The sequence below is a fragment of the Telluria sp. ZB4P36 genome, from assembly GCF_059685865.1.
The window spans coordinates 443197-467936 of the sequence record NZ_JCASIE010000003.1; the positions used below are offsets into that span (position 1 = coordinate 443197).

The following is a 24740-nucleotide window of genomic DNA, read 5'->3' on the forward strand; positions in this document are numbered from 1 at the left end:
TATGCCCATCCAGCTTTGCAACAGTCATCGCACCTGTCCTTTACTTCCCCGCAGAGCGGGTGGTCGGGTACTCGGGCAGGCCGTCGTCCATCTTCATCCAGCCCAGGCGGCTGCGCACGAAGGTGTGGTCCCCCGGCGGCACCAGTTCCGGATCGTCGAGGCTGGCACTGGCGATGTCGAGTTCTTCCGGCCAGCGTGCATCCTCGAAGCTGAGCGTGGTGCCGCACTGCGGACAGAAACCGCGCAGCACCTGTTCGCTCGACGCGAAGCGCAGCGGCGCGCCTTGCGTGAAGCGAAAATCGGCGCGGCGGGCGCTGAACCAGGCCACTGCCGGTGCGCCGGAGCTCCTGCGGCAGTCGGTGCAATGGCATAGGGTGCTGTTGAATATGTCGCCCGTCACCTGATAGCGAACTGCACCGCAGAAACATCCTCCTTGCAAGTCCATTCGGTCTCCTTTCTGGCCGCCAACAACGAGCTCATCAGTATAAGCGGCCCATCCTTCCGCGCGCCGCCCGATTATCTTTTCGCTTATTTTAATGACAGATTCACGAGATGCTTGCGACACAATGCATGGCCCGCCGGACCAGTATTTATCGATTCATTGGCCTTCGCATGCCACGTTTCGGGCCAGATACATCGCGCATGCGACATGGCTGCTACCAAAGGAGAATTCTTATGCTGAACCGCGTAGTTACCGTTGCCGCGCTTGCCGTCGGCGGCATGATGCTGTCCAAAAAACTCAAAGCGAACCGTAGCGGCTCCGGCGCCAGCTCGTCGGTGTCGGAATCGATCGAGATCAACGTCCCGGTCAAGACGGCCTACAACCAGTGGACCCAGTTCGAAGACTTCCCGCAATTCATGAAGAGCGTGAAGGAAATTCGCCAGCTGGACGACAAGCACCTGCACTGGCGCGCCAACGTCGCCGGCGAAGAGAAAGAGTGGGATGTCGAGATCACCGAACAGATCCCCGACAAGCGCATCGCATGGCGCAGCGTCACCGGCGTGAAGAACGGCGGCGTCGCGACCTTCCACAAGATCTCGGACACCTGCTGCCGCGTCATGGTCCAGATGGACTATGAACCGGATGGCGCGCTGGAAGCCGTCGGCGACGCCCTGGGCGCCGTGCGCATGGAACTGCGCGGCAACCTGCATAACTTCAAGGAACTGCTGGAGAAGCGCGGTTCGGAAACCGGCGCATGGCGTGGCTCGATCGCGCAACACTGAGATCGCAGCCGCCGGTTTTTGACCAGGCGGTAAAAAACAACGGCCTGCCGCGTCAAGCGCCAGGCCGTTTTTTCTTGTTCAACCCGCTTGCGGCACCGGCTTCGCCAAGCCCTTCTCGCGCGCTTCGCGGATCAGGGCACGCACCGTCTGGTCGGCCGCCTTGCTCTCGCGCTCCATCTCCTTGCCGAGTGCGCCCATCTTCTTGCCGATCGCATCCATCGGCTTGCCGGCCTCGCTCATGCGGCGGCCGATCTCGTCCATCGACTTTTGCGCCTGGCGCATGCCCGGCTCATTGTGCACCCGACCCATTTCGCTGCCCGCGACCGACATCTGCTTGCCGAGTTCGCCCATGCGGTGCTGGATGCGCTCGCGCTCCTTGATGCTGTCGGTCGCAGCGAGCTGCTTGCCGAGCGTCTCCATCTCTACGCCCAGCGCCTTCATGCGGCCTTCGATGGCGCGCATCGTGGTCTCGTCCGGCTTGAAGCCGCGCGCCGCCACGTCCATTTCCTTGCCCAGCGCATCCATCTTCTTGCCGTGCACGTCCATCTCCCTGCCATGCACGTCCATCTGGGCGCCCAGCTTGTTCATCGGCGCCCAGGCCGCGTCGACCCTGGCCAGTACGCTCGGGTCCTGGATGTAATACGCCTGGCCGCCTTCGCGGAACCACAGGAAGTCGCCGCCGATGCGGCGCTTGGCTTCCTTGATCTCGTCCCAGTCGTCGCTGCTGCCGCTCATGCTCGTGTTCTTGTCGTTGGCGCGCACGACGGCATAGGGATTGTCCCTGCCGGCCTTGCGTACTACGCGGCGCTCGGCCGGCGCGTCGACACGGGGTTCCGGACGCGGTGCCGGCTCGGCACGCGGCGCCGGCGCAGGTGCAGGCTGCTCGGCGGCGGCCTGCACCGGCGTCGACCAGGAATAGAAGGCCGCGGCGGTGGCCAGGCCCAGGATCGGCACGGCCAGTACAGGCAGGGCGAGTTTCCAGTTCAATGGTTCGGCTTCGGGACGAACCAGGCGTTTGATACGGGACATGAGATTTCCTCCATGTGCTGCTGGGGCAAGTTGCGGGGTGAACTGGAACAGGTCCAGTTCGGACAATGCAAGTGCCAGGCGCCGCGGTTCGCCGAGCGTGCTTGCGGCTACATCATCTGCAATCTGTTCGCGCTCTTCGCGGATCCGGTTCGACAGCCACCACACGGCCGGGTGGTAGAACAGCAGGATCTCGATCGCGCTCTGGATCAAATTCACCAGGTAATCACAACGACGGACGTGGGCCAGCTCGTGGGCCAGCAGCGCTTCCAGCAGCTGGGGCGGCATGCCCGACACCAGAGCCGCCGGCACCAGCACCACCGGGCGCCACCAGCCGGCCGTCACCGGGCTGGTCAGATCGTCGACGATGCCGAGCGTGACGCTGCGGACGATGCCCATGGCCCGCGCCATGCCGTCGAGCCGCGCCTGCCACGTGGGATCCAGCCGGTATGCGCCCGGCCGGCTGCGCCGGCGCACCCAGGCCAGTCCGAACACCATGCGCAGGGCCAGAAAGCCTGCGCCGATTGCCCAGAACAGCACCACCAGCGGTAGGCGTTCCTGCAAGGCCGACTCCCAACCCGCAAGACGGCCGGCATCGATCACGACCACCGGCAGCGCCGACACGGCTGTTGCTACCGTGTCCGCCCCCAGAGGCAGCGCGCTGGTGGCCACGCCGGCATCCGCCGCGGCGATACGCTCGATCATGCCGGCCAGCGGCAGGGCCGCGCACAGCAGCAGCGCGGCGCAGGCGACCAGGTAGCGTGCCTGCGGCCGCGCCTTGCGCATCAGCGCCAGCAGCAGCGCGGCCGCCCACCCGACGAGCAGGCCTTGCCACAGAAAATCGATCAGTGCCCAGGCCAGGCTAGAGGCCACAGTGCCGACCAGTTCGTTCATCGGGTGCTCTCCCTCATCGTTGGCAACTAGATTAAAAGTTCTAGATAAATTTGTCTAGAACTTTTTTTCTACTTCTGGACGGATGCTACCGGCCAGCTTGGACTCTAGGCGTGCGGGGACTTGCCGGCCAGCCTGTTGCGACAGACGGCAACATTCGCGGTGCAGAATGGAAGACGCGGCCCGGAGGCCGCGCAAGAAACCCGGCTGCAGGCCATGCTGGCCTGCCGGCGGAATCAGTAGACGACGACGGAGCGGATCGACTCGCCCGACTTCATCAGGTCGAAGCCTTCGTTGATGCGCTCGAGCGGCAGGTGGTGGGTGATCAGGTCGTCGATGTTGATCTTGTTTTCCATGTACCAGTCGACGATCTTCGGCACGTCGGTACGGCCGCGCGCGCCGCCGAAGGCGGAGCCCTTCCACACCCGGCCCGTCACCAGCTGGAACGGACGGGTCGAGATTTCCTGGCCGGCCGCCGCCACGCCGATGATGATCGACTGGCCCCAGCCCTTGTGGCAGCACTCGAGCGCCTGGCGCATGGTGGTGACGTTGCCGACGCACTCGAAGCTGTAGTCGGTGCCGCCGTCGGTCAGCTGGACGATGGTATCGACCACGTTCTCGACCTTGGTCGGGTTGATGAAGTGGGTCATGCCGAACTTGCGCGCCATCGCTTCGCGTTCCGGGTTCAGGTCCACGCCGATGATCTTGTCGGCGCCGACCATCTTCGCCGCCTGGATCACGTTCAGGCCGATGCCGCCCAGGCCGAACACGACCACGTTGGCGCCCGCCTCCACCTTGGCGGTGAAGATCACGGCGCCGATGCCGGTGGTGACGCCGCAGCCGATGTAGCAGATCTTGTCGAAGGGCGCGTCCGAACGCACCTTGGCCAGCGCGATTTCCGGCACCACGATGTAGTTCGAGAAGGTCGAGGTCCCCATGTAGTGGTACAGCGGCTTGCCGTCCAGCGAGAAGCGGGAGGTCGCGTCGGGCATCAGGCCGCGGCCCTGGGTCGAGCGGATCGCCTGGCACAAGTTGGTTTTTTGCGATAGGCAGAACTTGCACTGGCGGCATTCCGGGGTGTACAGCGGGATGACGTGGTCGTCCTTGCGCAGGCTGGTGACGCCCGGGCCGACGTCCACCACCACACCCGCGCCCTCATGGCCGAGGATGGCCGGGAACAGGCCTTCCGGATCCGCGCCCGACAGCGTGTAGTAGTCGGTGTGGCAGATGCCGGTGGCCTTGACTTCGACCAGCACTTCGCCGGCCCTCGGGCCCTCGAGTTCGACTTCTTCGATCGTGAGCGGATGGCCCGCCTTCCATGCAACTGCAGCCTTGGTCTTCATGTGCTCCCTTCCTGAACCAGAATGTTGCGTAACGACAACGGATTTGCAACGCTGTAAAGCTTGGAATGATAGCAAGGAGTTGGCGCATGCGTGGCACGGGCCTGCTCTTCGAGGGAAGAGAAAGAGTCCGGAAACTCTGTTTACTGCAGACGTTTGGATTAAAAATAACACGCCGTAAAGACGCCGTGCATGGAGAATTGGTAGCGAACTGTGCTTGATCAAGTGTTTCCTGCGCACAGTTGCACTCCGTATGCATACGTAGATGTTTTTGAAATACACTAAATGTAACCGCGCACAACGCGGCTACAACAGCGCACGAGGCCTACAGAGCCAAGGCGTCATAACTTGTTTTTCAAACGGAGAAGATTAATGGTAGACAAAAACACTCGCGCAACCTCCCTTCGCGTTTGCCTGGCAGCCCTGGTCGCTGCCGGCGTCTTCGGCAACGCGCAGGCCGCAGCTCCCGACACCACCCGCGTCATCGTCGCCTTCAAGCCGGGCGCCGCTGCCAAGGTGAAGTCGAGCGTCGCCGCGGCCAAGGGCTCGGTCAAGCACGAAATCTTCGGCATGAACGCCATGGCCATCGAGGTCCCGGCAGTCGCGCTGAAAGGACTGGAGAACAACCCGAACGTCGAATACATCGAAGAAGACGTGGTCCGCAAGCCGTTCGCGCTGACCTCGCCGTCGACCGGCACCCCGTACGCCACCGGCCAGCTGGTCCCCTACGGCATCAAGCAGGTGCAGGCCGACCTGCTGTCGGACAGCGCCGCGGCCAACCGTAAGGTCTGCATCATCGACTCGGGCTACGACCGCAACCACGAAGACCTGTCGGCCAACGCCGTCACGGGCGAATACGACGCCGGCACCGGCTGGTGGTACACCGACGAGAACAGCCACGGCACCCACGTGGCCGGCACCATCGCCGCCATCAACAATGCCGGCACCGGCGTCGTCGGCGTGGCATCCAACAAGACGCTCAAGCTGCACATCGTGAAGGTGTTCGGCGCCAACGGCTGGGCCTATTCCTCGACCCTGGCCTCGGCTGCCAACAAGTGCGGCGCCGCCGGCGCCAACGTGATCAGCATGTCGCTGGGCGGCGGCGCGCGCAGCATGACCGAGCAGAAGGCCTTCGACAGCCTGTATTCCAAAGGCGTGCTGAGTCTCGCCGCTGCCGGCAACGACGGCAACACCGTGGTCTCCTACCCGGCCGGCTACACCAGCGTGGTCATGGTCGGCGCGGTCGACGAGAACAAGCAGTGGGCCACCTTCTCGCAGTACAACAGCAAGGTCGAACTGGCCGGCCCTGGGGTCAGCGTCCTGTCGACCGTCCCGATGGGCACCGGCCAGGAAGCCGTGCTGACCGTCGGCTCCAGCACCTATGCCCCGGGCGCGATGGAAGGCTCGCCGGTCCTGACCGCGACCGCACCGCTGGCCGACTTCGGCATCGGCGACACGGTCAACACCGCCGTCTCCGGCAAGGTCTGCCTGATCCAGCGCGGCACCGTCGACTTCGCGACCAAGGTCTCGAACTGCCAGAACAGCGGCGGCGTCGGCGCCGTGGTGTACAACAACGCGCCAGGCGCCTTCGGCGGCACGCTGGGCACCACCGTGACCACCATCCCGTCGGTCACCGCGACCGATACCGATGGCGCCGCGATGAAGCTGCAGCTGGGCCAGAACGCGACGGTCGGCATCAAGGCCAGCAACTACGCCTACTTCGACGGCACCTCGATGGCGACCCCGCACGTGTCGGCCGTGGCGGCACTGGTGTGGAGCTACTTCCCGACCTGTACCGCCGCACAGATGCGCGCCTCGCTCACCAAGAGCGCGCTCGACCTGGGCACCGCCGGCCGCGACACCAAGTACGGCTTCGGCCTGGTGCAGGCCAAGGCCGCACGCGACCGCATCGCTTCGCTGGGCTGCGGTAACTAAGCCTTGCGCTGCATGTAAGAAGGGACGCCTTCGGCGTCCCTTTTTTATGCTGCCGGCCCCAAGTGCAGGCGCATCGCGTATTCCATCCGCCCCGCCTCCCCCGCCATCGGATAGGCCTCGCCGAGGATGCTGAAGCCGGCGCGCCGGTACAGCGCGACCGCGGCGGCATTCGCGCAGTTCACACCCAGCCCCACGGTCCGTGCCCCGCGCGCCCGGGCCCAGTCGACGGCGCCGTCCAGCAGCGCGCGCGCCACGCCCTGTCCGCGGCACTCCGGCGTCACCCACATCTGGAACAGGTTGACCGTGTCCGGATCGGCCCCATCCACCTTGGCCCAGACCATCCCGAGCAGTTCGCCATCGCGTTCGGCGACCAGCGGGCAGTCGATGCCGGAGCGCGCCGCATTGTCCAGGCGCGCGCTCCAGCTCTCCAGCGGACGCGCCTCCTCTTCCGCCAGCGAACTGCAGAAGGCTTCCGGCGCATTGGCCAGGGCACGCAGCCGGATGGCGCGATAAGCCGCGCCTTCGTCCGGCCGCAGGCGCCGGATCACGAGGGTGTCCGTGCCCGCGTCGATCATGGCGCGGCCTGCAGCGAGCGTCCCTTGGCGGCATAGCCTGCCGCCTTCGGCGCGCTGGTCCAGACCGGGCGGGCGCTATCGTTCGCGATGTCGTACACGCCCTGCGCCAGCATGCGCGTCACGCGCGCCATGTTGTCGTAGTCCAGCTTGTCCCAGGTGTCGTCCTTGCCGTGGTAATCCGAGAAGCCGTAGGCCACCGACAGCGTGTGCGCCGGCACCCCGACGTCGGCCAGCGACTGGTTGTCGGCGCGCGAGAAGAACTGGTCGCTGAAGGCCGCATGCTTCCACAGGCGGACGCCGGTCTGCTCGGCGGATTTCTTCAGCATCTCGCCCACCGTCGAGAAATCGAAACCGGTCATCGCGACCGAATTGAGCTGCTTGCCTTCGCTGTCGTCGGTGCGGCCGGTCTGCTCGAGGTTGATGTTCACCACCGTGTCCTTCAGCGGGAACACCGGGTGGCGCGCATAGTATTTCGAACCGAGCATGCCGAGTTCTTCGCCGAAGAAGGTCATGAACACGATGCTGCGGCGCGGACGCTCCTTGCGCGCGGCCAGCATCTGCGCGGCCTCGATCACCGACACCACGCCGCTGGCATCGTCGTTGGCGCCGTTGTAGACCTCGCCGTCGCGGATGCCGACGTGGTCGTGGTGCGCCGTCATCAGGACGTAGCTGTTCTTCAGGGCCGGATCCGCGCCGCGCAGCACGCCGATCACGTTGCGCAGCTTGACCGGGCGCAGCGCGGCGGCGGCGACGCGCGCGCTCACGCTGGCGCCGCCCTTTTCCAGGGCCGCGGCGGCGTCCGGCGCATGCAAGACCAGCACGGGTGGCGCGCCTTTTACGGCAGCCTGCTCCGGATCGACCAGCCAGCCGCCGGTGCCGGCGCCGTGGCGCCGCTCACGGTCGATCATCACGACCAGGGCCGGCTTGCTCTTGAGTTTTTCCTGCAGGGTGCGCGCGGCGCGCGGCATCGGTGCGGCCGGCACCACCAGCACCTTGCCGTTGGCGGCTTCGCTGTTCTCCAGCGCGTCCTTCCAGGGCATGAACACGGCCGGCGTCGACGCCAGCGCGAGCGCATCGAGGAAGTTGCCGGTCGCGCCGCCGGCCGGCACCGTGATGGTGCTGCCGCCCGCGCTCACGCTCAGGGCCACGTCGTCCGCCTTGCGCTCGGCGTACTGCCAGGTCGCAGTCTGGTAGAAACCGTCGTCGCCGGCCGGTTCCAGGCCGGCCTTGCGGAACTGGGCCGCGATGTACTCGGTCGCCAGGTCCTGCCCGCGCGAGGGCGTGCCGCGGCCTTCCAGCTCGTCGGAAGACAGGTAGGCCACGTGCGTGCGCAGCACCTCGGGCGAGATGGCGGCATCCTGGGGGACTTGGGCGCAGCCGGCGCCGGCCAGGGCGAGAACGAGGGCGGAAACAAGGTGAGGAAACTGAGGACGCATGCGATAAGCTCGAGTGAAATGGCAAGAAAAGCAATATCGCATGCTGCGGCACACCCGGTCAATCCGCCGGGAACCCAATTTAATACATATGCCTGGCGCGGGCGCTCACTGGTCCATGCGCAGCCGGGCGTCCAGTTCCTTCTCGTCCGGAGGATTCGCGAACACCTGCTCCAGCGTCCAGCCCTTCTTGTCGAGCAGGTAGGCGACCTTCAGGTGGAATTCGCGGTACAGGCCGCTCTTGTCGCGATCCAGTGCGGCTGCACCGGCGCCGAACAGCGCGCGGTTCTCCTCGAAATCGAAGTCGCCGGCCTTGCCCACGTAGTCGGCATAGCCTTCCAGCAGCCACTCCGGATAGCGCAGCATGACCGTCCGCCCGAAACGGCGCGACACGTCGCTGTGGGTGATCTCGTGCGCGATGTAGTACGAGAGCGGGCGCTGCGCGGCGTCGGCCAAGGGCCCGCCGGTCGGCGTATGGATGCGGTTGGCGGCGATGTCGGAGGCGCGGATGAATACCTGCCGGGTCACCCAGACGTCGGCCGCGCCGCCCATCCGCGTACTGAAGCGCCGGCCGAAGAGCCACAGGCGCCAGGGCTCGTTGCAGAAGAAAATCTCGACCGGCGTGTCGCGGTCGTGCAGGCTCGAAGTGCGCAAGCGCCGCGTCACGTCGTCCAGCACATGGCTGATCTCGTCAGGGATGGGCCTGTCCGACCATACCTGGTAATTCTGGTAGTCGACACGGTAACCGAACATCGGCTTGGGAAAGGAGGCGGCGAGGACGTAGGCCAGCGCCAGCACCAGCAGGCCGGCGACGCCGGTTCTCAGGAAGGTGAAGACGCGGCGGCTTGCGCTGGTGCTGGTGGCGATCCGGATTGTCGGGTTCATGCTCGCGTGGGCTGAAGGCAGCGGTGGCGGAATGCCGGGGCTGCGAATGCGAGCAAGTTAATGCAGATCTCTTATTAAAGACTTAACCCCAGTATGCGCGAGCGCACTTTATCCGCCATGGATAGCCTCAGTCTTCTTCCCAGGGCTCGCGCGGCGAGTTCGGATGGCGCCGGTAAACCTTGCCCTGGGTGGTGAAGCCGATCAGGCGCGCCACCACGGCCGCCAGGTACATCACGCCGACCAGCATTTCGATGCTGCACAGGGCGCGCGCATGGACGGTGAGCGGAATCACGTCCCCGATCCCGGTGCTCGACAGCAGCGCGAAGCTCAGGTAATTCAGCTCGCTCCACGAGCGTGGCGCCTGCGTGTTGACGGCGGCGGCGAAGGTGCCCGGCTGCAGTTCCTGCACCATCAGGTACAGGTGCGTGAATCCCCAGGCCAGCAGCGTGAAGGTGGCGGCGGCGGCGAACAGTTCGTCGGTGGTCGCCTGGCGGTCTCCCATCATGTAGGAGATCAGGCTGGCGGCGGCGTAGAAGTAGAACAGCGCTTCCAGCCCGGACGACCAGGGCAGCAGCATGCTGCGCAGGTCGTAGAAGGTCTGCAGCGCCAGCAGGATCACGATCGGCACCGCCAGCGCCACGCTGATCCTGGTTTCCCCGGGTGTGCGCCGCACCATGCGGATGGTCAGCGACAGCACCAGCACGCCGAACACGTTGAGGGCCGTGTGCCCGGCCGTCGCATTCTCGATGAAGGGATACAGCAGCATGCCGAGCAGCTGCACCAGCAGCAGGATGGCCGACGGGTGGCGGCGGGTATGGATGAGCAGGCGCGGTGGTCGCATGGGCGGGGCGGCATGAGATGGATGACGCCGCTATTGTAGGATCAGGCGTGCCGGAACAGCGCGCAGAACTCGCGCACCGCGGCTTCCGGGTCCTCGGCCGCATACACGCTGGTGATCGCCGCCACCATCCCCGCCCCGCGCCGCACCAGCGGCGCGGCATTCGACGGCGTCATGCCGCCGATCACCACCATCGGCAGCGACACCCGGTCGCGCCAGACCTCGATCAGTTCCGGCGGCGTGACGAAGGTGTATTTCTTGACCGGCGAGGGATAGAAGCCGCCGAAGGCCACGTAGCTGGCGCCGGCCTGCTGGGCCGCCTCGGCCAGTTTCAGCTCGCCGTAGCACGATGCGCCGACGATCTTGTCCGGCCCGAGCACGGCGCGGGCCTGCGCCACAGGCACGTCGAGGCCGCCGACGTGGACGCCATCGGCATCGAGGTCGCGGCACAGGTCGATGTGGTCGTTGATCACCAGCGGCCGGCCATGGCTGCGGCACAGCGCCAGCAGGGCCGCGCCCTGCTCCGCCCGCAAGGCCGGGCCGGCGCTCTTGTGGCGGTACTGCACCATCGAGGCGCCGGCCATCAGGGCCAGGTCGGTGACCGTGAGCAGGCGTTCGGTATCGTCCCAGTCGGGTGTGACCAGGTACAGGCCGCGTAGGAAGTGCTTTTTCAAGGTGGTCCTTTCAGTGCGCTCAATGGGTATGGAGGATCCGGCGCGGGATACGCTGCCCCGGCCCGATCCAGAAGGCGTGCGCCAGCGCCTGATGGCAGTAGTCCTGGGCGTGTTCGAGCGCCTGCCCGACAGGATCGCCGAGGGCCAGGCGCGCCGCGATGGCGGCGGCCAGGGTGCAGCCGCTGCCATGGTAGCTGTGAGGCAGGCGCGGCAGGTGCCAGACGCGCTGCTCGACCCCGTCGCGCAGCCAGCGGTTGATGATGATGTCGCCATCGCCGTGGCCACCCGTGACCAGCACGTGCTCGCAGGGCACGGCGCCCAGCGCCCGCGCTTCCGGCAGGTTCGGCACCAGCACGGTGGCCAGCGGCAGCAGCCCGGCCAGCGCGGCGACGGCGTCGCCCTTGCCGAGCGCATCGCCATGGCCGCTGGCCAGCACCGGGTCGAGCACCACCGGCAGGCCCGGGTCGGCGGCGCGCAGCTGGCGCAGCAGCCGGGCGATGGCGGCCGCGTTCTCGCGGCTGCCGGGAATGCCGATCTTGACCGCATCGATGCTGAAGGAATCGATCAGGACATCGGCCTGGCGCACCATCAGGCCGGTGTCGACCGGCTGCACCTCGTGCACCCGGTTGTTGTCCTGCACGGTCAGCGCGGTCGCCACCGGCAGCGCATGGCCGCCGAGCGCGCCGATGGCGGCGATGTCCGCCGCCAGCCCGGCTCCCCCGCCCGGATCGAGCCCGGCGAACACGAGAACGGTCGGCACCATCAGGTGACGACACCCTCGTGAGGCGACGAAGGCGAAGCGGCGAAGCGCTTCGGCATGCGGCCGGCCAGGTGCGCTTCGCGGCCGGCGATGACGGCATGCCGCATCGCGCGCGCCATGCGCACCGGATCGCCCGCCGCGGCGATCGCGGTGTTCATCAGCACGCCGTCGCAGCCGAGCTCCATCGCGATGGCGGCATCCGAAGCCGTGCCGACGCCGGCATCGACCAGCACCGGCACGCTCGCGTTCTCGATGATGAGCTTCAGGTTCCAGGGATTGAGGATGCCCATGCCCGAGCCGATCAGCGAGGCCAGGGGCATCACGGCCACGCAGCCGATCTCCTGCAGGATGCGCGCCTGCACCGGGTCGTCGCTGCAATAGACCATGACGTCGAAGCCGTCGCGCACCAGGGTCTCGGCGGCCTTGATCGTCTCGGGCATCTGCGGGAACAGGGTCTTCTCGTCGCCCAGCACTTCCAGCTTGACGAGCTTGCGCCCGCCCAGCAGTTCGCGCGCCATCTGCAGGGTGTAGACCGCGTCCTTGGCCGTGTAGCAGCCGGCGGTATTCGGCAGGATGGTGAACTCGTCGGGCGGCAGCACATCCAGCAGGCTCGGGGCGTTCGGGTCCTGGCCGATGTTCACGCGCCGGATCGCCACCGTGACGATCTCGGCGCCCGCCGCCAGCGTCGCCTCGCGCGTCTGCGCCAGGTCGCGGTACTTGCCGCTGCCGACCAGCAGGCGCGAGCCGTACCGGCGGCCGGCGATGGTGAGGCAGTCTTGTTCAGTCGTTGCATTCATGTTCTGTCTCCTTCTTATCCGCCGCCGATGGCGCGCACGATGTCGACCCGGTCGCGGGCCTGCAAGCGGTGATGCGGCCACTGGGCACGCGGCACCACTTCGCGGTTGACCGCGACAGCCACCGCCTGTTCCGCGACGCCGAGCTGGCCGGTCAGGTCCTGCAGCGAGTGCCCGACCGGCAGGCAGTAGGGAGCGCCGTTCAGTTCAATCTCCGTCATCAGACCTCCCGGTACAGTTTCGCGCCGCCGCGCACGAACTCGATCGCCTTTTCCTGCATCCCCTGCGCCGCGTACTCGCGGACTTCCTGCGTGATCTTCATCGAGCAGAAGTGCGGGCCGCACATCGAGCAGAAATGGGCCACCTTGGCGGAATCCTTGGGCAGGGTCTCGTCGTGGAAGGAGCGCGCCTTGTCCGGGTCGAGGCCGAGGTTGAACTGGTCTTCCCAGCGGAACTCGAAGCGCGCTTTCGACAAGGCGTTGTCGCGCATCTGGGCGCCCGGATGGCCCTTGGCCAGGTCGGCCGCATGGGCGGCGATCTTGTAGGTGATGATGCCGTCCTTGACGTCCGCCTTGTCCGGCAGGCCCAGGTGCTCCTTGGGCGTGACGTAGCACAGCATGGCGGTGCCGTACCAGCCGATGGTGGCGGCGCCGATGCCCGAGGTGATGTGGTCGTAGCCCGGCGCGATGTCGGTGGTGAGCGGCCCCAGGGTATAGAACGGCGCTTCGCTGCACTGCTCCAGCTGCAGGTCCATGTTTTCCCTGATCAGGTGCAGCGGCACGTGGCCGGGCCCTTCGATCATGGTCTGCACGTCGTGCTTCCATGCGGTTTGCGTCAGTTCGCCGAGCGTCTTCAGCTCGGCCAGCTGGGCTTCGTCGTTGGCGTCGTAGATCGAGCCCGGGCGCAGGCCGTCGCCCAGGCTGAAGGACACGTCGTAGGCCTTCATGATCTCGCAGATGTCTTCGAAATGCGTGTACAGGAAGGATTCCTTGTGGTGGGCCAGGCACCACTTGGCCATGATGGAACCGCCGCGCGACACGATGCCCGTCAGGCGTTTGGCCGTCATCGGCACGTAGGCCAGGCGCACGCCGGCGTGGATGGTGAAGTAGTCGACGCCCTGCTCCGCCTGCTCGATCAGGGTATCGCGGTAGATCTCCCAAGTGAGTTCCTCGGCCTTGCCGCCGACCTTTTCCAGCGCCTGGTAGAGCGGCACCGTCCCGATCGGCACCGGCGAGTTCCGGATGATCCACTCGCGCGTCTCATGGATGTGCTTGCCGGTCGAGAGGTCCATCACGTTGTCGGCGCCCCAGCGGATCGCCCAGGTCATCTTCTCCACTTCCTCGCCGATTGACGAGGTCACGGCCGAGTTGCCGATGTTGGCATTGATCTTCACCAGGAAGTTGCGCCCGATGATCATCGGCTCGCTTTCCGGATGGTTGATGTTGGCCGGGATGATGGCACGGCCGCGGGCGATCTCTTCGCGCACGAATTCGGGCGTGATCTCGCAGGGGATGCTGGCGCCGAAGGACTGGCCCGGATGCTGGCGCGCCAGCAGGCCGGCCATGCGCTCGCCCACCGGGCCCGACTCGATGAGCGAGGCCAGGTATTCCTTGCGGCGCAGGTTTTCGCGCAGGGCGACGAATTCCATCTCGGGCGTGACGATGCCCTGGCGCGCATAGTGCATCTGGGTGACGTTGCGCCCGGCACGCGCGCGGCGCGGCGTGCGCTGCAGCTCGAAGCGCAGTGCCTCGAGCGCCGGATCGGCCAGGCGCGCCTTGCCATAGTCGGAGGTGGGGCCGGCCAGCTCCTCGGTATCGCCGCGCTCGACGATCCAGGGCAGGCGCGGCGTCGCCAGGCCGCGGCGCACGTCGATGCTGGCGGTCGGATCCGTGTACGGGCCCGAGGTGTCGTAGACGAACAGCGGTGGGTTCGGCTCGCCGCCGAAGCTGTCGGGCGTGGGCGACTGGCTGATTTCGCGCATCGGGACGCGGATGTCGGGCCGGCTGCCTTCGATGTAGACCTTGCGCGAGTTCGGGAAGGGTTCGATGGCGGCGCTGTCGACCATGGCGGTCGCGGCGTCGAATCGAAGTGATGCGTTCAGTGGTGCATTCATGTGGCTCCTTGTTGAGGAGCCAGCAAAGGAGGCGCAGACGGCAAGCGCGTGCGGACACGGCCGATGTCTTTGAAGCTTCCCTTCGCTGGCATTATCCAGATCAGGTTCAGAGGGTATTTCTCACCCGCCTGGCGCTTTGCGCGCCGGCAGGACCCCTAGCGTTTGCTGCCCGTCGGCAGCGAGCGGATTATAGCCCCATGTTTATTTATGTGTAAAGATTATCAATCCATAACCACAGCATATGGGCGAAGTCGGCTGACAGTGGGCCTGGCCGAACGCACCGGCTGACTCCTACTCTATAATGGTCGTTTTCGAACGTTAACTATCGACCAACGCCACTACATCATGGAATTAGCCAAGTCTTTCGAGCCTGCAGACATTGAACAATACTGGCGCACCGAATGGGAGCAGCGCGGTTACTTCACCGCCAGCATGGAAGACGGCAAGCCGTCGTTCAGCATCCAGCTGCCGCCGCCGAACGTGACGGGGACCCTGCACATGGGTCACGCCTTCAACCAGACCGTCATGGACGGCCTGACCCGCTATTACCGCATGCGCGGCTACAACACCGCCTGGATCCCGGGCACCGACCACGCCGGCATCGCCACCCAGATCGTGGTGGAGCGCCAGCTCGACGCCCAGAAGATCTCGCGCCACGACCTGGGCCGCGAAGCCTTCGTCGAGAAGGTCTGGGAGTGGAAGGAACAGTCGGGCAACACCATCACCGGCCAGATGCGCCGCATGGGTACCTCGCCCGACTGGCAGCGCGAGTACTTCACGATGGACGAGACCCGCTCCAAGGTCGTCTCGGAAGTCTTCGTGCGCCTGTTCGAACAGGGCCTGATCTACCGCGGCAAGCGCCTGGTCAACTGGGACCCGGTGCTGGGCACGGCGGTATCCGACCTGGAAGTCGACTCGCAGGAAGAAGACGGCTCGATGTGGTACATCAAGTACCCGCTGGCGGACGGCTCGGGCCACCTGACCGTCGCCACCACCCGTCCTGAAACCATGCTGGGCGACGTCGCCGTGGCGGTGGACCCGACCGACGAGCGCTACGCCCACCTGCACGGCAAGCTGCTCACCCTGCCCCTGACCGGCCGCCAGATCCCGGTCATCGCGGACAGCTACGTGGACAAGGAATTCGGCACCGGCTGCGTCAAGATCACCCCGGCCCACGACTTCAACGACTACGCGGTCGGCCAGCGCGCCAACCTAGCCCCGATCAATATCTTCACGCTCGACGCCAAGATCAACGAGAACGGCCCGAGCCCCTACCAGGGCCTGGACCGCTTCGCCGCGCGCAAGCAGATCGTCGCCGACCTCGACGCCCAGGGCCTGCTGGAGCAGGTCAAGCCGCACAAGCTGATGGTGCCGCGCGGCGACCGCACCGGCGTCGTCATCGAGCCGATGCTGACCGACCAGTGGTTCGTCGCCATGAGCAAGCCGGCGCCGGAAGGGACCTTCAATCCGGGCAAGTCGATCACCGACGTGGCCCTGGAAAAGGTCGCGAACGGCGAGATCAAGTTCGTGCCCGAGAACTGGACCACCACCTATAACCAGTGGCTGGGCAACATCCAGGACTGGTGCATCTCGCGCCAGCTGTGGTGGGGCCACCGCATCCCGGCCTGGTACGACGATGAAGGCCGCATCGTGGTCGCCCGCGATGAAGAAGAAGCGAAAGCCAAGGCCGCCGCGCAAGGCATCACGGGCGCGCTGCGCCGCGACGACGACGTGCTCGACACCTGGTTCTCGTCGGCCCTGGTGCCCTTCTCGACCATGGGCTGGCCGGAACAGACCAAAGACATGCAGCACTTCCTGCCGTCCTCGGTGCTGGTGACCGGCTTCGACATCATCTTCTTCTGGGTCGCCCGCATGGTGATGATGACGACCCACTTCACCGGCAAGGTGCCGTTCGAGACCGTGTACGTGCACGGCCTGGTGCGCGACTCGCAGGGCCAGAAGATGTCCAAGTCGAAGGGCAACACGCTCGACCCGATCGACCTGATCGACGGCATCGACATCGACTCGCTGGTCGCCAAGCGCACCACCGGCCTGATGGACCCGCGCGCCGCGGAAAAGATCGCCAAGGCCACCCGCAAGGAATTCCCGGAAGGGATCCCGGCCTTCGGCACCGACGCGGTGCGCTTCACGATGGCGAGCTATGCTTCGCTGGGCCGCAACATCAACTTCGACCTCGGCCGCTGCGAGGGCTACCGCAACTTCTGCAACAAGATGTGGAACGCCACCCGCTTCGTGATGATGAACACGGAGGGGAAAGACTGCAGCCAGCCGAACCCGGAAGACCTGTCGCCGGCCGACCGCTGGATCATCTCGCTGATGAACCGCGTCGAGCTCGAGATCGCCAAGGGCTTCGCCGACTACCGCTTCGACAACATCGCCAGCGCCATCTACAAGTTCGTCTGGGACGAGTATTGCGACTGGTACCTGGAGCTGGCCAAGGTCTCGGTCCAGCAGGGTACGGAAGCACAGCAGCGCGCCACCCGCCACACCCTGCTGCGCGTGCTGGAAGTGATCCTGCGCCTGGCGCACCCGATCATCCCGTTCGTGACCGAAGCGCTGTGGCAGAGCATCGCGCCGCTGGCCGGCAAGACCGGCGACTCGATCATGGTCCAGCCTTACCCGCTGGCCGACCTGTCCTTGGTGAGCGAAGAGGCGGAAACCTGGATGGAGCAGCTGAAGGCCCTGGTCGACGCCACCCGCAACCTGCGCGGCGAGATGTCGCTGTCGCCGTCGGTGCGCGTGCCGCTGATCGTCGAGCCGGGCAACGCCGAAGACCGCGCCCGCATGGCGGTGTTCGCTCCCTACATCCAGTCGCTGGGCAAGCTGGCCGAAGTCCAGGTCGTCGACGCGCTGCCGGAATCGCCGGCCGCCGTGTCGATCGTCGGCACCACCAAGCTGATGCTGAAGGTCGAGATCGACGTCGCCGCCGAGCGCGAGCGCCTGTCGAAGGAGATCGCGCGCCTGCAGGGCGAGATCGCCAAGGCCAGCGGCAAGCTGTCCAACGAAAGCTTCGTCGCCCGCGCCCCGGCCGCGGTGGTCGAGCAGGAAAAGGAACGCGTGGCGAACTTCTCGGCCACGCTGGCCAAGATGCAGGAGCAGTTGGCCAAGCTGCCGGCGGCCTAAGCTGCGGCACCCACGAACAACGCGGCTTCGGCCGCGTTTTTTGTTGCAAGCCGGACGATTCGAATACTTCCTCGGATTTCGATGACCCAGCCGTGAATACAGTTTGCTACACTGGTTCCGTCAGACCACAACAATGGAGACCTATATGCGACAACTGATGGGCGCAAGCCTGATGGCCATGATCCTGGCCGTACCGGCTGCCATGGCACAGAACACCTCGGCCGCCGGCACCTGGAAAACGATCGACGACGAAACCGGCAAGCCGAAGTCGCTGGTACGCATCACCGAGGACAACGGCATCCTGACCGGCAAGATCGAGAAGCTGTTCCGCCCGGCCGACCAGGACCAGAACCCGAAGTGCACCGCCTGCGAAGGCGCGCGCAAGGACCAGCCGCTCATCGGCATGACCATCCTCTCGGGCCTCAAGAAAGACGGCAACGAATACAAAGGCGGCGAGATCCTCGATCCGTCCAAGGGCAAGACCTACAAGAGCAAGGCCGAGCTGAAGGACAATGGCAGCAAGCTCGAGGTGCGCGGCTACATCGGCGCACCGATGTTCGGCCGTTCGCAGACCTGGGTCCGCGAGCAGTAAGCCTCCCGGCGGCCGGCACATGATCCGCGATCACCTGTACGTGCTGGCCGTCCCCGACCTCGAGCGCTCGGCGGCCTTCTACCGCGACGTGCTCGGCTTCGCCATCCACGAGATGGGCGATCCGGGCTGGCGCATGTTCATCCGCGACGGCTGCCGCATCATGGCGGGCGCCTGCCCGGACGCGATGCCGGCGGCGCAGACCGGCGAGCATTCCTATTTCGCCTACCTCGACGTCACCGACGTCGATGCCTGGCATGCGCGCGCCGTGGCGAACGGCGCCGAATTCGTCAAGCCGCTGCGCGACGAAGCCTGGGGCATGCGCGAATTCGGCCTGCGCACGGCCGACGGGCACCGCATCATGATCGGACAGGAACTGCCGGGCGCCTGAGACTGACCGTCCGGCAGCGTTCATTCGCGCGCCGCAATAATTGTAATTTGGATATCTTCTTCGTATTGAGGTTTGTCCCCAACGAACTGTTACGAGGAAATCCCGAATGCTCTTCTTGCGTTTTGCCTGCCTGATGGCCGGCATGCTGGTCCTGGTCGTGCCGCCGATGCTGCTATTCCCGAACGGCGCCGCGAGCTCCGAGCTGTCCCGCTCCGCCGCCCTGCTGGCGGCCCAGCTGCTGGCCACGTCCAGCTTCTTCTTCGTCGGCATGGCCGGACACCACATCAAGCGCTCGCCCCCGCTTGCCCGCCTGTGCGCCCTGGTGCTGCTCGCGCCCTTCGCTGCCGGCGCGGCGACGCTGTGGCGCGGCGCCGAGCCGACCACCCTGTGGCTGGGCGGCGCGCTGCTCGGTTTCACGCTGATCGTGGCGCTCGCACTGGCCCTCGTGATGCTGCAGGGACCGAGTGCGGGCCGCCTGCGCGCCCGCGAACGGCGCCAGCAACGGCTGCCGGCGCTGCGCCACGGCTGATCCTCCACACGCTGTCATTACAAAGCGCCAGATGACTGGAAGAACGGCGTTACAATATTGCTCCCAGTATCATCGAGAAGAACAATGAGCGAAAAAGCATCTGGAAGCAACGGCGTTGCAGCGCTGACGCTTGGCGCAATCGGTGTCGTCTATGGCGACATCGGCACCAGCCCGCTGTACACGATGAAGGAAGTGTTCGCGCCTGCCCATGGGATTGCGGCCACCCCGGCGAACATCCTCGGCGTCGTTTCGCTGATTCTCTGGTGCCTCATCATTATCATCTCACTCAAGTACGTCACGCTGGTCCTGAGGGCCGACAACGGCGGTGAAGGCGGCATCATGGCCCTGACGGCGCTCGCACTGAAGTCGGTGTCGAAGCACGCGCGCCTGTACTATCCCGTCATGTTGCTGGGCATGGTTGGCGCAGGGCTGTTTTTCGGTGACGGGGTGATTACGCCCGCAATTACGGTCCTGTCGTCGATCGAGGGGCTGGAAGTGGCAACCCCGGCCATGAAGCCTTATGTCGTTCCGCTTGCCCTGGTGGTGTTGACCGTGCTCTACCTTGCGCAGCGCCGCGGCACCGGCGGCATCGGGAAGTGGTTCGGACCGATCGTCCTCGTCTGGTTCGCGGCCCTGGCCGCCATGGGGGTCGTGAACATCCTGGAAAATCCCGGGATTCTCGCCGCACTGAACCCGCTTCATGCTGCCGATTACCTGTCCCGCAACGGTTGGTGGGCCTTTGTTTCCCTGGGCGCCATCGTGCTTGCCCTCACAGGTGCAGAAGCCCTGTATGCCGACATGGGCCACTTCGGCCGCAAGCCCGTCAGGCTGGCCTGGTTTTCGGTGGTATTCCCCGCCCTGATGCTGAATTATCTCGGCCAGGGAGCGATGCTGCTGTCGAACCCCGCAGCCGTGTCCAATCCCTTCTTCAACCAGCTCGGCGCGTGGAGCATCTACCCGCTGGTCGCCCTGTCGACCGTGGCCGCGATCGTGGCATCGCAGGCGACGATCTCCGGCGCCTTCTCGGTTGCACAGCAGGCCATCTCCCTTGGTTTTCTGCCACGCATGAAAATCGTCCAGACCTCCCACCAGGAGAAAGGGCAGATCTATATTCCACTCATCAATTGGCTGCAGTTCGCGGCGGTCGTGTTCGCCGTCGTCGCCTTCGGTTCGTCGACCAACCTGGCCTCCGCCTATGGCATCGCCGCCACCGCAACGATGCTGACGACCACCTTGCTGACCTTCTTCGTCGTGTATTACGGCTGGGGCTACCCGATCATGGCTGCTGTCGGCGCCACCGGATTCTTCCTGGTATTCGACGTGACCCTGTTTTCGTCCACCAGCCTGAAGATCGTCAGCGGCGGCTGGTTCACGCTGGCCATCAGCCTGGTACTGGTCACCTTGATGCTGACCTGGCGAAAGGGCAAGGAACTGGTCTTCGAGAACCTGCGGGCACATCTGATACCTCTCGAGGATTTCTTGCAGTCCTTGTTCCTCAGCCTGCCGCATCGCGTGCCCGGCACCGCCGTGTTCTTCCGGTCGGAAGGTGACGGGGTGCCGCATGCATTACTGCACAACCTGACGCACAACAAGGTCTTGCATGAGCGGGTGATCTTCCTGACTGTGCACGCGCTTGGCGTTCCGACGGTCTCCGCGGACCAGCGCGTCAAGATCTCGCCATTGGGTCATGACTGCTACCAGGTCGACCTGTCTTACGGATTTATCGAAGAGAGGAATGTCCCCGCCGACCTGCATGCCTGCGGCGCGCATGGCCTGGTATTCGAACCGATGGAAACCTCGTATTTCATCGCCAGGCAGACCATCATTTCCACGCCCGGCTCGGGCATGATGCCCTGGCGTGAAAGTGTCTACGCGTCGATGGCGAGGAATGCACGGGATGCTGCGGATTACTTCAAGCTTCCCTCCAACAGGGTCATCGAACTGGGCACCCAGGTGGAGATTTGACAGCCTGGGGCGCTACAGCCAGCCGGCGTCGCGCGCCATGCGGTAGGCCTCGACCCGGTTGGCCGCATTCAGCTTGCTGATCGCCTCGGACAGGTAGTTGCGCACCGTCCCTTCCGACAGGTGCACCTGGCGCGCGATGTCGCCGCTGCTGCGCCCCTCCCCCGCCAGGCGCAGTACCTGGCGTTCGCGCTCGGTCAACGGATCCGCGCCGCCGCTCCAGCTTTCCAGCGCCAGCTCGGGCGCGATCGCCCGTCCGCCGCCGTGCACCGCGCGGATCGCGGCCGCCAGGGCATCCACCGGCGCATCCTTGAGCAGGTAGCCGCGCACGCCGGCCTCCAGCGCACGCCGCAGGTAGCCGCTGCGCCCGAAGGTGGTCACCACGATGACTTTCGGCGGCAGGCGCCGTTCCTTCAGCTGGGCCGCCAGTTCCAGCCCGGTCATCAGGGGCATCTCGATGTCGGTCAGCACGATGTCGGGCGCCAGCTCTTCGCATAGCGCCAGGGCTTCCTTGCCGTTGGTGGCGGCGCCGACGACGTCGAAGTCGGGCTCGAGCCGCAGCAGCGCGGCCATGGCGCCGAGGACCAGGTTCTGGTCTTCGGCCAGCAGTATCCGAATCGTCATGAAGTGACTCCCGTGGGGACGCGCAGTTCGAGTTCGAGGCCGGCGCGCGCGCGTACCGCCAGCCTGCCGCCGACCGAGGCGGCGCGTTCACGCATGCCGCACAAGCCGTTGCCGTGCCGGATATCGGCCTCGCTGCGCGCCTGGCCGTCGTCGGCGATGCGCAGCACGGCCACGCCGTGTTCGAGCGCCAGCGAGACGCTGCAGCGCGTGGCGCCGGCATGGCGCACCACGTTGGTGACGGCCTCGCGCAGCGCCAGCGCCACCACGTTCTCGGCGGCCGGGGCCAGGTCGAAGCGCTCCACCTGTTCATCCAGCCTGACCTCGGCCGCGGCCAGGCTGGCGCGCGCGCTCGCCAGCGCATGGGCCAGGCCCTTCTCGCGATAGCCGGTCACGGCGGCGCGCACTTCGGCCAGGGCCTGGCGCGCGCTGGTCTCGATGTCGCCGACCTCGCGCGCGCAGGCCTCGGCATCGCGGTGCACCAGCTTGCGCGCCAGCTCCGCCTTCAGCGCGATCAGCGACAGCGAATGCCCGAGCAGGTCGTGCAGGTCGCGCGAGATGCGCTCGCGCTCGGCGATGGTGGCCATGTGCTCGACCTCTTCCTGCTTGCGCAGCAGCGCCTGGCGCGAGCGGCGCAGGCGCGCATCCATGACGGCACCGACGCCCACCGGCAGCGTGATGGTCAGGATCGGCATCAGGAACATCATGCGCATCTGCGGGTGGCCGACCTGGAGCGACGCCAGCAATCCAAGCAGGACCACGCCGGCGATCGCCAGCATGGCGTGCCGCGTCTGCCGGAACCCGGCGGCGGCGGCCGCGGCGAAGATGAAGAAGCTCGCCGCGCCCACGTTCCAGCGCACCCAGGCTGCGCCGAGCAGGCAGCTCGCCAGCATGCAGCCGACCGTGCGCCAGCCGCTCACCCAGTAACTGGCGCAGTACAGCGGCAGGAAGGCCGCCAGCGTCAAGGCCAGCATGGCCAGCTCCAGCGCGCCGGGCGCCACGTAGACGTACTTCCAGCCCAGGTAGCCGAGGCTGCCGAGCCAGAAGTACGGCATCTTGCCGTGCTCGGACGGGATCCACGGCCCGGCGAGCACTTGCCTGATCTTGTTCATCGCGATCGATCGTAAGGGTTAGCGGTCCAGCAGGCGTACGTCGGCGATCTCGAAGCGGTAGTCGCCCGGCTGCGGGCCGGCGTTGAATCCTAACATGACGATGGCCGCCGGATCGATGCCTTTCAGCTCGCTGAAGGGGATCGTCACCTCGGTCCACTCCGGCCCGGCGGTGAAGCTTTTCGCGCCCGGCATCTGCACGCCCTGCGACATGGCGATCATCTGGTAGGTCTTGCCGTCACCGCGCACCTTGAAGCGCACCAGCTTGGCGCCGCTCAGGTTGGCCGGTTGCATCGGCTGTGCACCCGGCATGAAGGCCACGCCGGACCAGGCAAACGGCAGTCCCGGTGCCACCTTGGCATCGATCGCCAGCGGCACCTGGCCGTCCGGCAGCGCCGGCTGCGGGGCCAGCTTCACGGTGGACTTGCCGCCGGCGAAGCTGTCGGTCGACGGTCCCCAGCCCATGCCGAAGGGACTGGCCAGGCGCTTCTCGCTGAAGTGGCTGATGCGGCCGTCGAGCGGCAAGGCCTGGACGCCGCCGCCCTTCTGCGCCTCGACCGCCGCCTTGGCCACCTGCAGGCGCTGCCCCTCACGCAGGCCATTGGCGCTCTCGCCATCCTTCCACACCTCGACGATGCGGCGGGTGGCGAGGATGTCGGCGGCAGGGTTGCCCTCGACCAGCAGCAGGTCGGCCTTGTAGCCCTTCTCGATGCGGCCGCGCTGCCCCAACCTGAAGGCCTTGGCCGGTGCGCTGGTGGCGGCCGTGAGCGCCTGCGATGGCGTGAGGCCGGCTTCGACCAGGGCCGCCAGTTCGCGGTGCATGCTGATGCCGTACTGGGTGCCCGGATTGCCGGCGTCGGTCCCGGCCAGCACCGGCACGCCCGCCTTGAGCATCGCGGCGGTCACCTGCTTCGGAGCGACCAGCATGGCCGGTTTCGCCTCGTTACCGTAGCGCGCCTTCAGCGGCGCCTGCCCATCCTTGTCGAGCAAGGCGGCGAAGGCCGGGTTGGCGAGCAAATCGTCGCCGCGGTAGGCGGCCATGCTCTCCAGGACCGCGAAGGTCGGGATCACGAAGGCGCCCCGGCCGGCGGCCAGCCTGGCGAGGCCCTCGGCATCGGCCGAGCCGCCCGGGAACAGGTGCACCAGGCCGTCGGCGCCGGCTTCGAGCACGGCGCGCGCATCCTTCTCGTTGCCGATGTGAACCACCGCCAGCTTGCCGCGCTTGTGCGCCGCGGCGATCACCGCTTTCGCGGTGGCCAGGTCGAGCGACTTGAAGCCATGGCCGCCTTCCATGACGATCTTGATGAAGTCCGAGCCTTCGGCGATGCGGGCGTCGACGAAGGCCTGCGCTTCTTCCGGTTTGGTGATGGTCGGGATGGCGATGCCGAACTGGGTGCCATGGCCGTTCGGCGCGGTGACCAGGGTGCCGGCCGAGAACAGGTCGGCGCGGCGGCTGTTGCCGCCATGCGCCATCTCGAGCTTCGCCTTCTTCATGGTCGGGACGTCGGTGAACATGTCGATCTGGGTGGTCACGCCGAACAGCACCGGCAGCTCATGGAAGCGGAAGGCATGGGTGTGGGCATCGATGAAGCCCGGCAGCAGGGTGCGTCCCTGCCCGCCGACCACGCGCGCACCCTGCGGCGGGGCGCCGCGGAAATCGGCGTCGACGATGACGCCCTGGTCGAACAGGACCGAACGGCGCTCGTGCACGCGCTCGCCGTCGAAGACGCGCACGTCCTGTACCAGGGTCGGTGCGGCATTGGCGGAAGCGGCCAGCAGCAGGATGGCGGCGGCGGACAGGACTTTCAGGGCGGTGGGCTTCATACGTTCCTCGCATGGGTTGGTGTGAAGCCAGTATCCGGAAACGACGATGGCGCCGCAAGAAGCAGGCGCCATCGGTTTGTCAT

22 protein-coding genes and 1 riboswitch are annotated in these 24740 nt (G+C 66.2%); of the genes, 7 read left to right on the plus strand and 15 right to left on the minus strand.

Going from position 1 to position 24740, the window contains the following annotated elements; translation table 11 throughout:
• Positions 1-40: 40 nt before the first annotated feature.
• On the minus strand, positions 41-445 hold the full coding sequence (locus AC56LK_RS07280; protein ID WP_497183889.1) for a GFA family protein: 405 nt from the start codon (positions 443-445) through the stop codon (positions 41-43).
• Between the two features lie 230 nt (positions 446-675).
• On the opposite strand from AC56LK_RS07280, the gene AC56LK_RS07285 reads away from it, so the two are divergent.
• Complete coding sequence (locus tag AC56LK_RS07285; protein WP_497183890.1) at positions 676-1224, plus strand: SRPBCC family protein; 549 nt, start codon at positions 676-678, stop codon at positions 1222-1224.
• A 78-nt stretch (positions 1225-1302) separates the two neighbouring features.
• Here AC56LK_RS07285 and AC56LK_RS07290 read toward each other — a convergent pair whose 3' ends face one another.
• Positions 1303-3144: a M56 family metallopeptidase gene (locus AC56LK_RS07290; RefSeq protein ID WP_497183891.1), complete on the minus strand. Its 1842-nt coding sequence runs from the start codon at positions 3142-3144 to the stop codon at positions 1303-1305.
• 233 nt (positions 3145-3377) lie between these two features.
• Positions 3378-4484, minus strand: a complete 1107-nt coding sequence (locus AC56LK_RS07295) for an S-(hydroxymethyl)glutathione dehydrogenase/class III alcohol dehydrogenase (protein ID WP_497183892.1) — start codon at positions 4482-4484, stop codon at positions 3378-3380.
• Positions 4485-4853: 369 nt separating this feature from the next.
• Between AC56LK_RS07295 and AC56LK_RS07300 the strand changes: the two genes are divergently transcribed.
• Positions 4854-6416, plus strand: a complete 1563-nt coding sequence (locus AC56LK_RS07300) for a S8 family serine peptidase (RefSeq protein WP_497183893.1) — start codon at positions 4854-4856, stop codon at positions 6414-6416.
• 44 nt (positions 6417-6460) lie between these two features.
• Here AC56LK_RS07300 and AC56LK_RS07305 read toward each other — a convergent pair whose 3' ends face one another.
• The 9 genes from AC56LK_RS07305 to thiC all read right to left on the minus strand — a co-directional run bounded on the left by AC56LK_RS07305 (position 6461) and on the right by thiC (position 14488).
• Positions 6461-6991 carry a GNAT family N-acetyltransferase gene (locus AC56LK_RS07305; RefSeq protein WP_497183894.1) on the minus strand — a complete coding sequence of 177 codons (531 nt, stop codon included), beginning with the start codon at positions 6989-6991 and terminating at the stop codon, positions 6461-6463.
• On the minus strand, positions 6988-8427 hold the full coding sequence (locus tag AC56LK_RS07310; RefSeq protein ID WP_497183895.1) for a M28 family metallopeptidase: 1440 nt from the start codon (positions 8425-8427) through the stop codon (positions 6988-6990). The genes AC56LK_RS07305 and AC56LK_RS07310 overlap by 4 nt, the downstream gene beginning before the upstream one ends.
• Positions 8428-8532: 105 nt before the next feature.
• The gene (locus AC56LK_RS07315) at positions 8533-9309 is read right to left on the minus strand and encodes a hypothetical protein (protein WP_497183896.1); all 777 of its coding nucleotides are present in this window, start codon (positions 9307-9309) and stop codon (positions 8533-8535) included.
• A gap of 127 nt (positions 9310-9436) precedes the next feature.
• Positions 9437-10150, minus strand: a complete 714-nt coding sequence (locus AC56LK_RS07320) for an ion channel (RefSeq protein ID WP_497183897.1) — start codon at positions 10148-10150, stop codon at positions 9437-9439.
• 41 nt (positions 10151-10191) lie between these two features.
• A complete protein-coding gene (thiE, locus tag AC56LK_RS07325) occupies positions 10192-10821 on the minus strand; it encodes a thiamine phosphate synthase (RefSeq protein WP_497183898.1) in 630 nt (209 codons plus the stop codon).
• A gap of 19 nt (positions 10822-10840) precedes the next feature.
• Positions 10841-11584, minus strand: a complete 744-nt coding sequence (thiD, locus tag AC56LK_RS07330) for a bifunctional hydroxymethylpyrimidine kinase/phosphomethylpyrimidine kinase (protein WP_497183899.1) — start codon at positions 11582-11584, stop codon at positions 10841-10843.
• The gene (locus tag AC56LK_RS07335) at positions 11584-12378 is read right to left on the minus strand and encodes a thiazole synthase (protein ID WP_497183900.1); all 795 of its coding nucleotides are present in this window, start codon (positions 12376-12378) and stop codon (positions 11584-11586) included. Before AC56LK_RS07335 ends, thiD begins: the two co-directional genes overlap by 1 nt.
• 14 nt (positions 12379-12392) lie before the next feature.
• Complete coding sequence (thiS, locus tag AC56LK_RS07340; RefSeq protein ID WP_497183901.1) at positions 12393-12596, minus strand: sulfur carrier protein ThiS; 204 nt, start codon at positions 12594-12596, stop codon at positions 12393-12395.
• A complete protein-coding gene (thiC, locus tag AC56LK_RS07345; protein WP_497183902.1) occupies positions 12596-14488 on the minus strand; it encodes a phosphomethylpyrimidine synthase ThiC in 1893 nt (630 codons plus the stop codon). Before thiC ends, thiS begins: the two co-directional genes overlap by 1 nt.
• 60 nt (positions 14489-14548) lie before the next feature.
• Positions 14549-14655: riboswitch (TPP riboswitch) on the minus strand.
• A gap of 178 nt (positions 14656-14833) precedes the next feature.
• On the opposite strand from thiC, the gene AC56LK_RS07350 reads away from it, so the two are divergent.
• The 5 genes from AC56LK_RS07350 to AC56LK_RS07370 all read left to right on the plus strand — a co-directional run bounded on the left by AC56LK_RS07350 (position 14834) and on the right by AC56LK_RS07370 (position 21106).
• Positions 14834-17632, plus strand: coding sequence for a valine--tRNA ligase (locus tag AC56LK_RS07350; RefSeq protein WP_497183903.1), 2799 nt, complete (start codon positions 14834-14836; stop codon positions 17630-17632).
• Positions 17633-17777: 145 nt separating this feature from the next.
• Positions 17778-18224, plus strand: a complete 447-nt coding sequence (locus tag AC56LK_RS07355) for a DUF2147 domain-containing protein (protein ID WP_497183904.1) — start codon at positions 17778-17780, stop codon at positions 18222-18224.
• 19 nt (positions 18225-18243) lie between these two features.
• Positions 18244-18612: a VOC family protein gene (locus tag AC56LK_RS07360; protein WP_497183905.1), complete on the plus strand. Its 369-nt coding sequence runs from the start codon at positions 18244-18246 to the stop codon at positions 18610-18612.
• Positions 18613-18718: 106 nt separating this feature from the next.
• The gene (locus tag AC56LK_RS07365) at positions 18719-19141 is read left to right on the plus strand and encodes a hypothetical protein (protein ID WP_497183906.1); all 423 of its coding nucleotides are present in this window, start codon (positions 18719-18721) and stop codon (positions 19139-19141) included.
• 84 nt (positions 19142-19225) lie between these two features.
• Positions 19226-21106 carry a potassium transporter Kup gene (locus AC56LK_RS07370; protein ID WP_497183907.1) on the plus strand — a complete coding sequence of 627 codons (1881 nt, stop codon included), beginning with the start codon at positions 19226-19228 and terminating at the stop codon, positions 21104-21106.
• 12 nt (positions 21107-21118) lie between these two features.
• Here the strand turns inward: AC56LK_RS07370 and AC56LK_RS07375 are convergent, their stop codons facing one another.
• From AC56LK_RS07375 to AC56LK_RS07385, 3 genes are read right to left on the minus strand one after another with little or no spacing between them, the layout of a single operon-like run.
• Positions 21119-21727 (minus strand): response regulator transcription factor, encoded by a 609-nt coding sequence (locus tag AC56LK_RS07375; RefSeq protein ID WP_497183908.1) that lies wholly within the window; start codon positions 21725-21727, stop codon positions 21119-21121.
• Positions 21724-22836: a sensor histidine kinase gene (locus AC56LK_RS07380; protein WP_497183909.1), complete on the minus strand. Its 1113-nt coding sequence runs from the start codon at positions 22834-22836 to the stop codon at positions 21724-21726. Before AC56LK_RS07380 ends, AC56LK_RS07375 begins: the two co-directional genes overlap by 4 nt.
• 18 nt (positions 22837-22854) lie before the next feature.
• The gene (locus AC56LK_RS07385; protein ID WP_497183910.1) at positions 22855-24657 is read right to left on the minus strand and encodes a CIA30 family protein; all 1803 of its coding nucleotides are present in this window, start codon (positions 24655-24657) and stop codon (positions 22855-22857) included.
• Between the last annotated feature and the right edge of the window lie 83 nt (positions 24658-24740).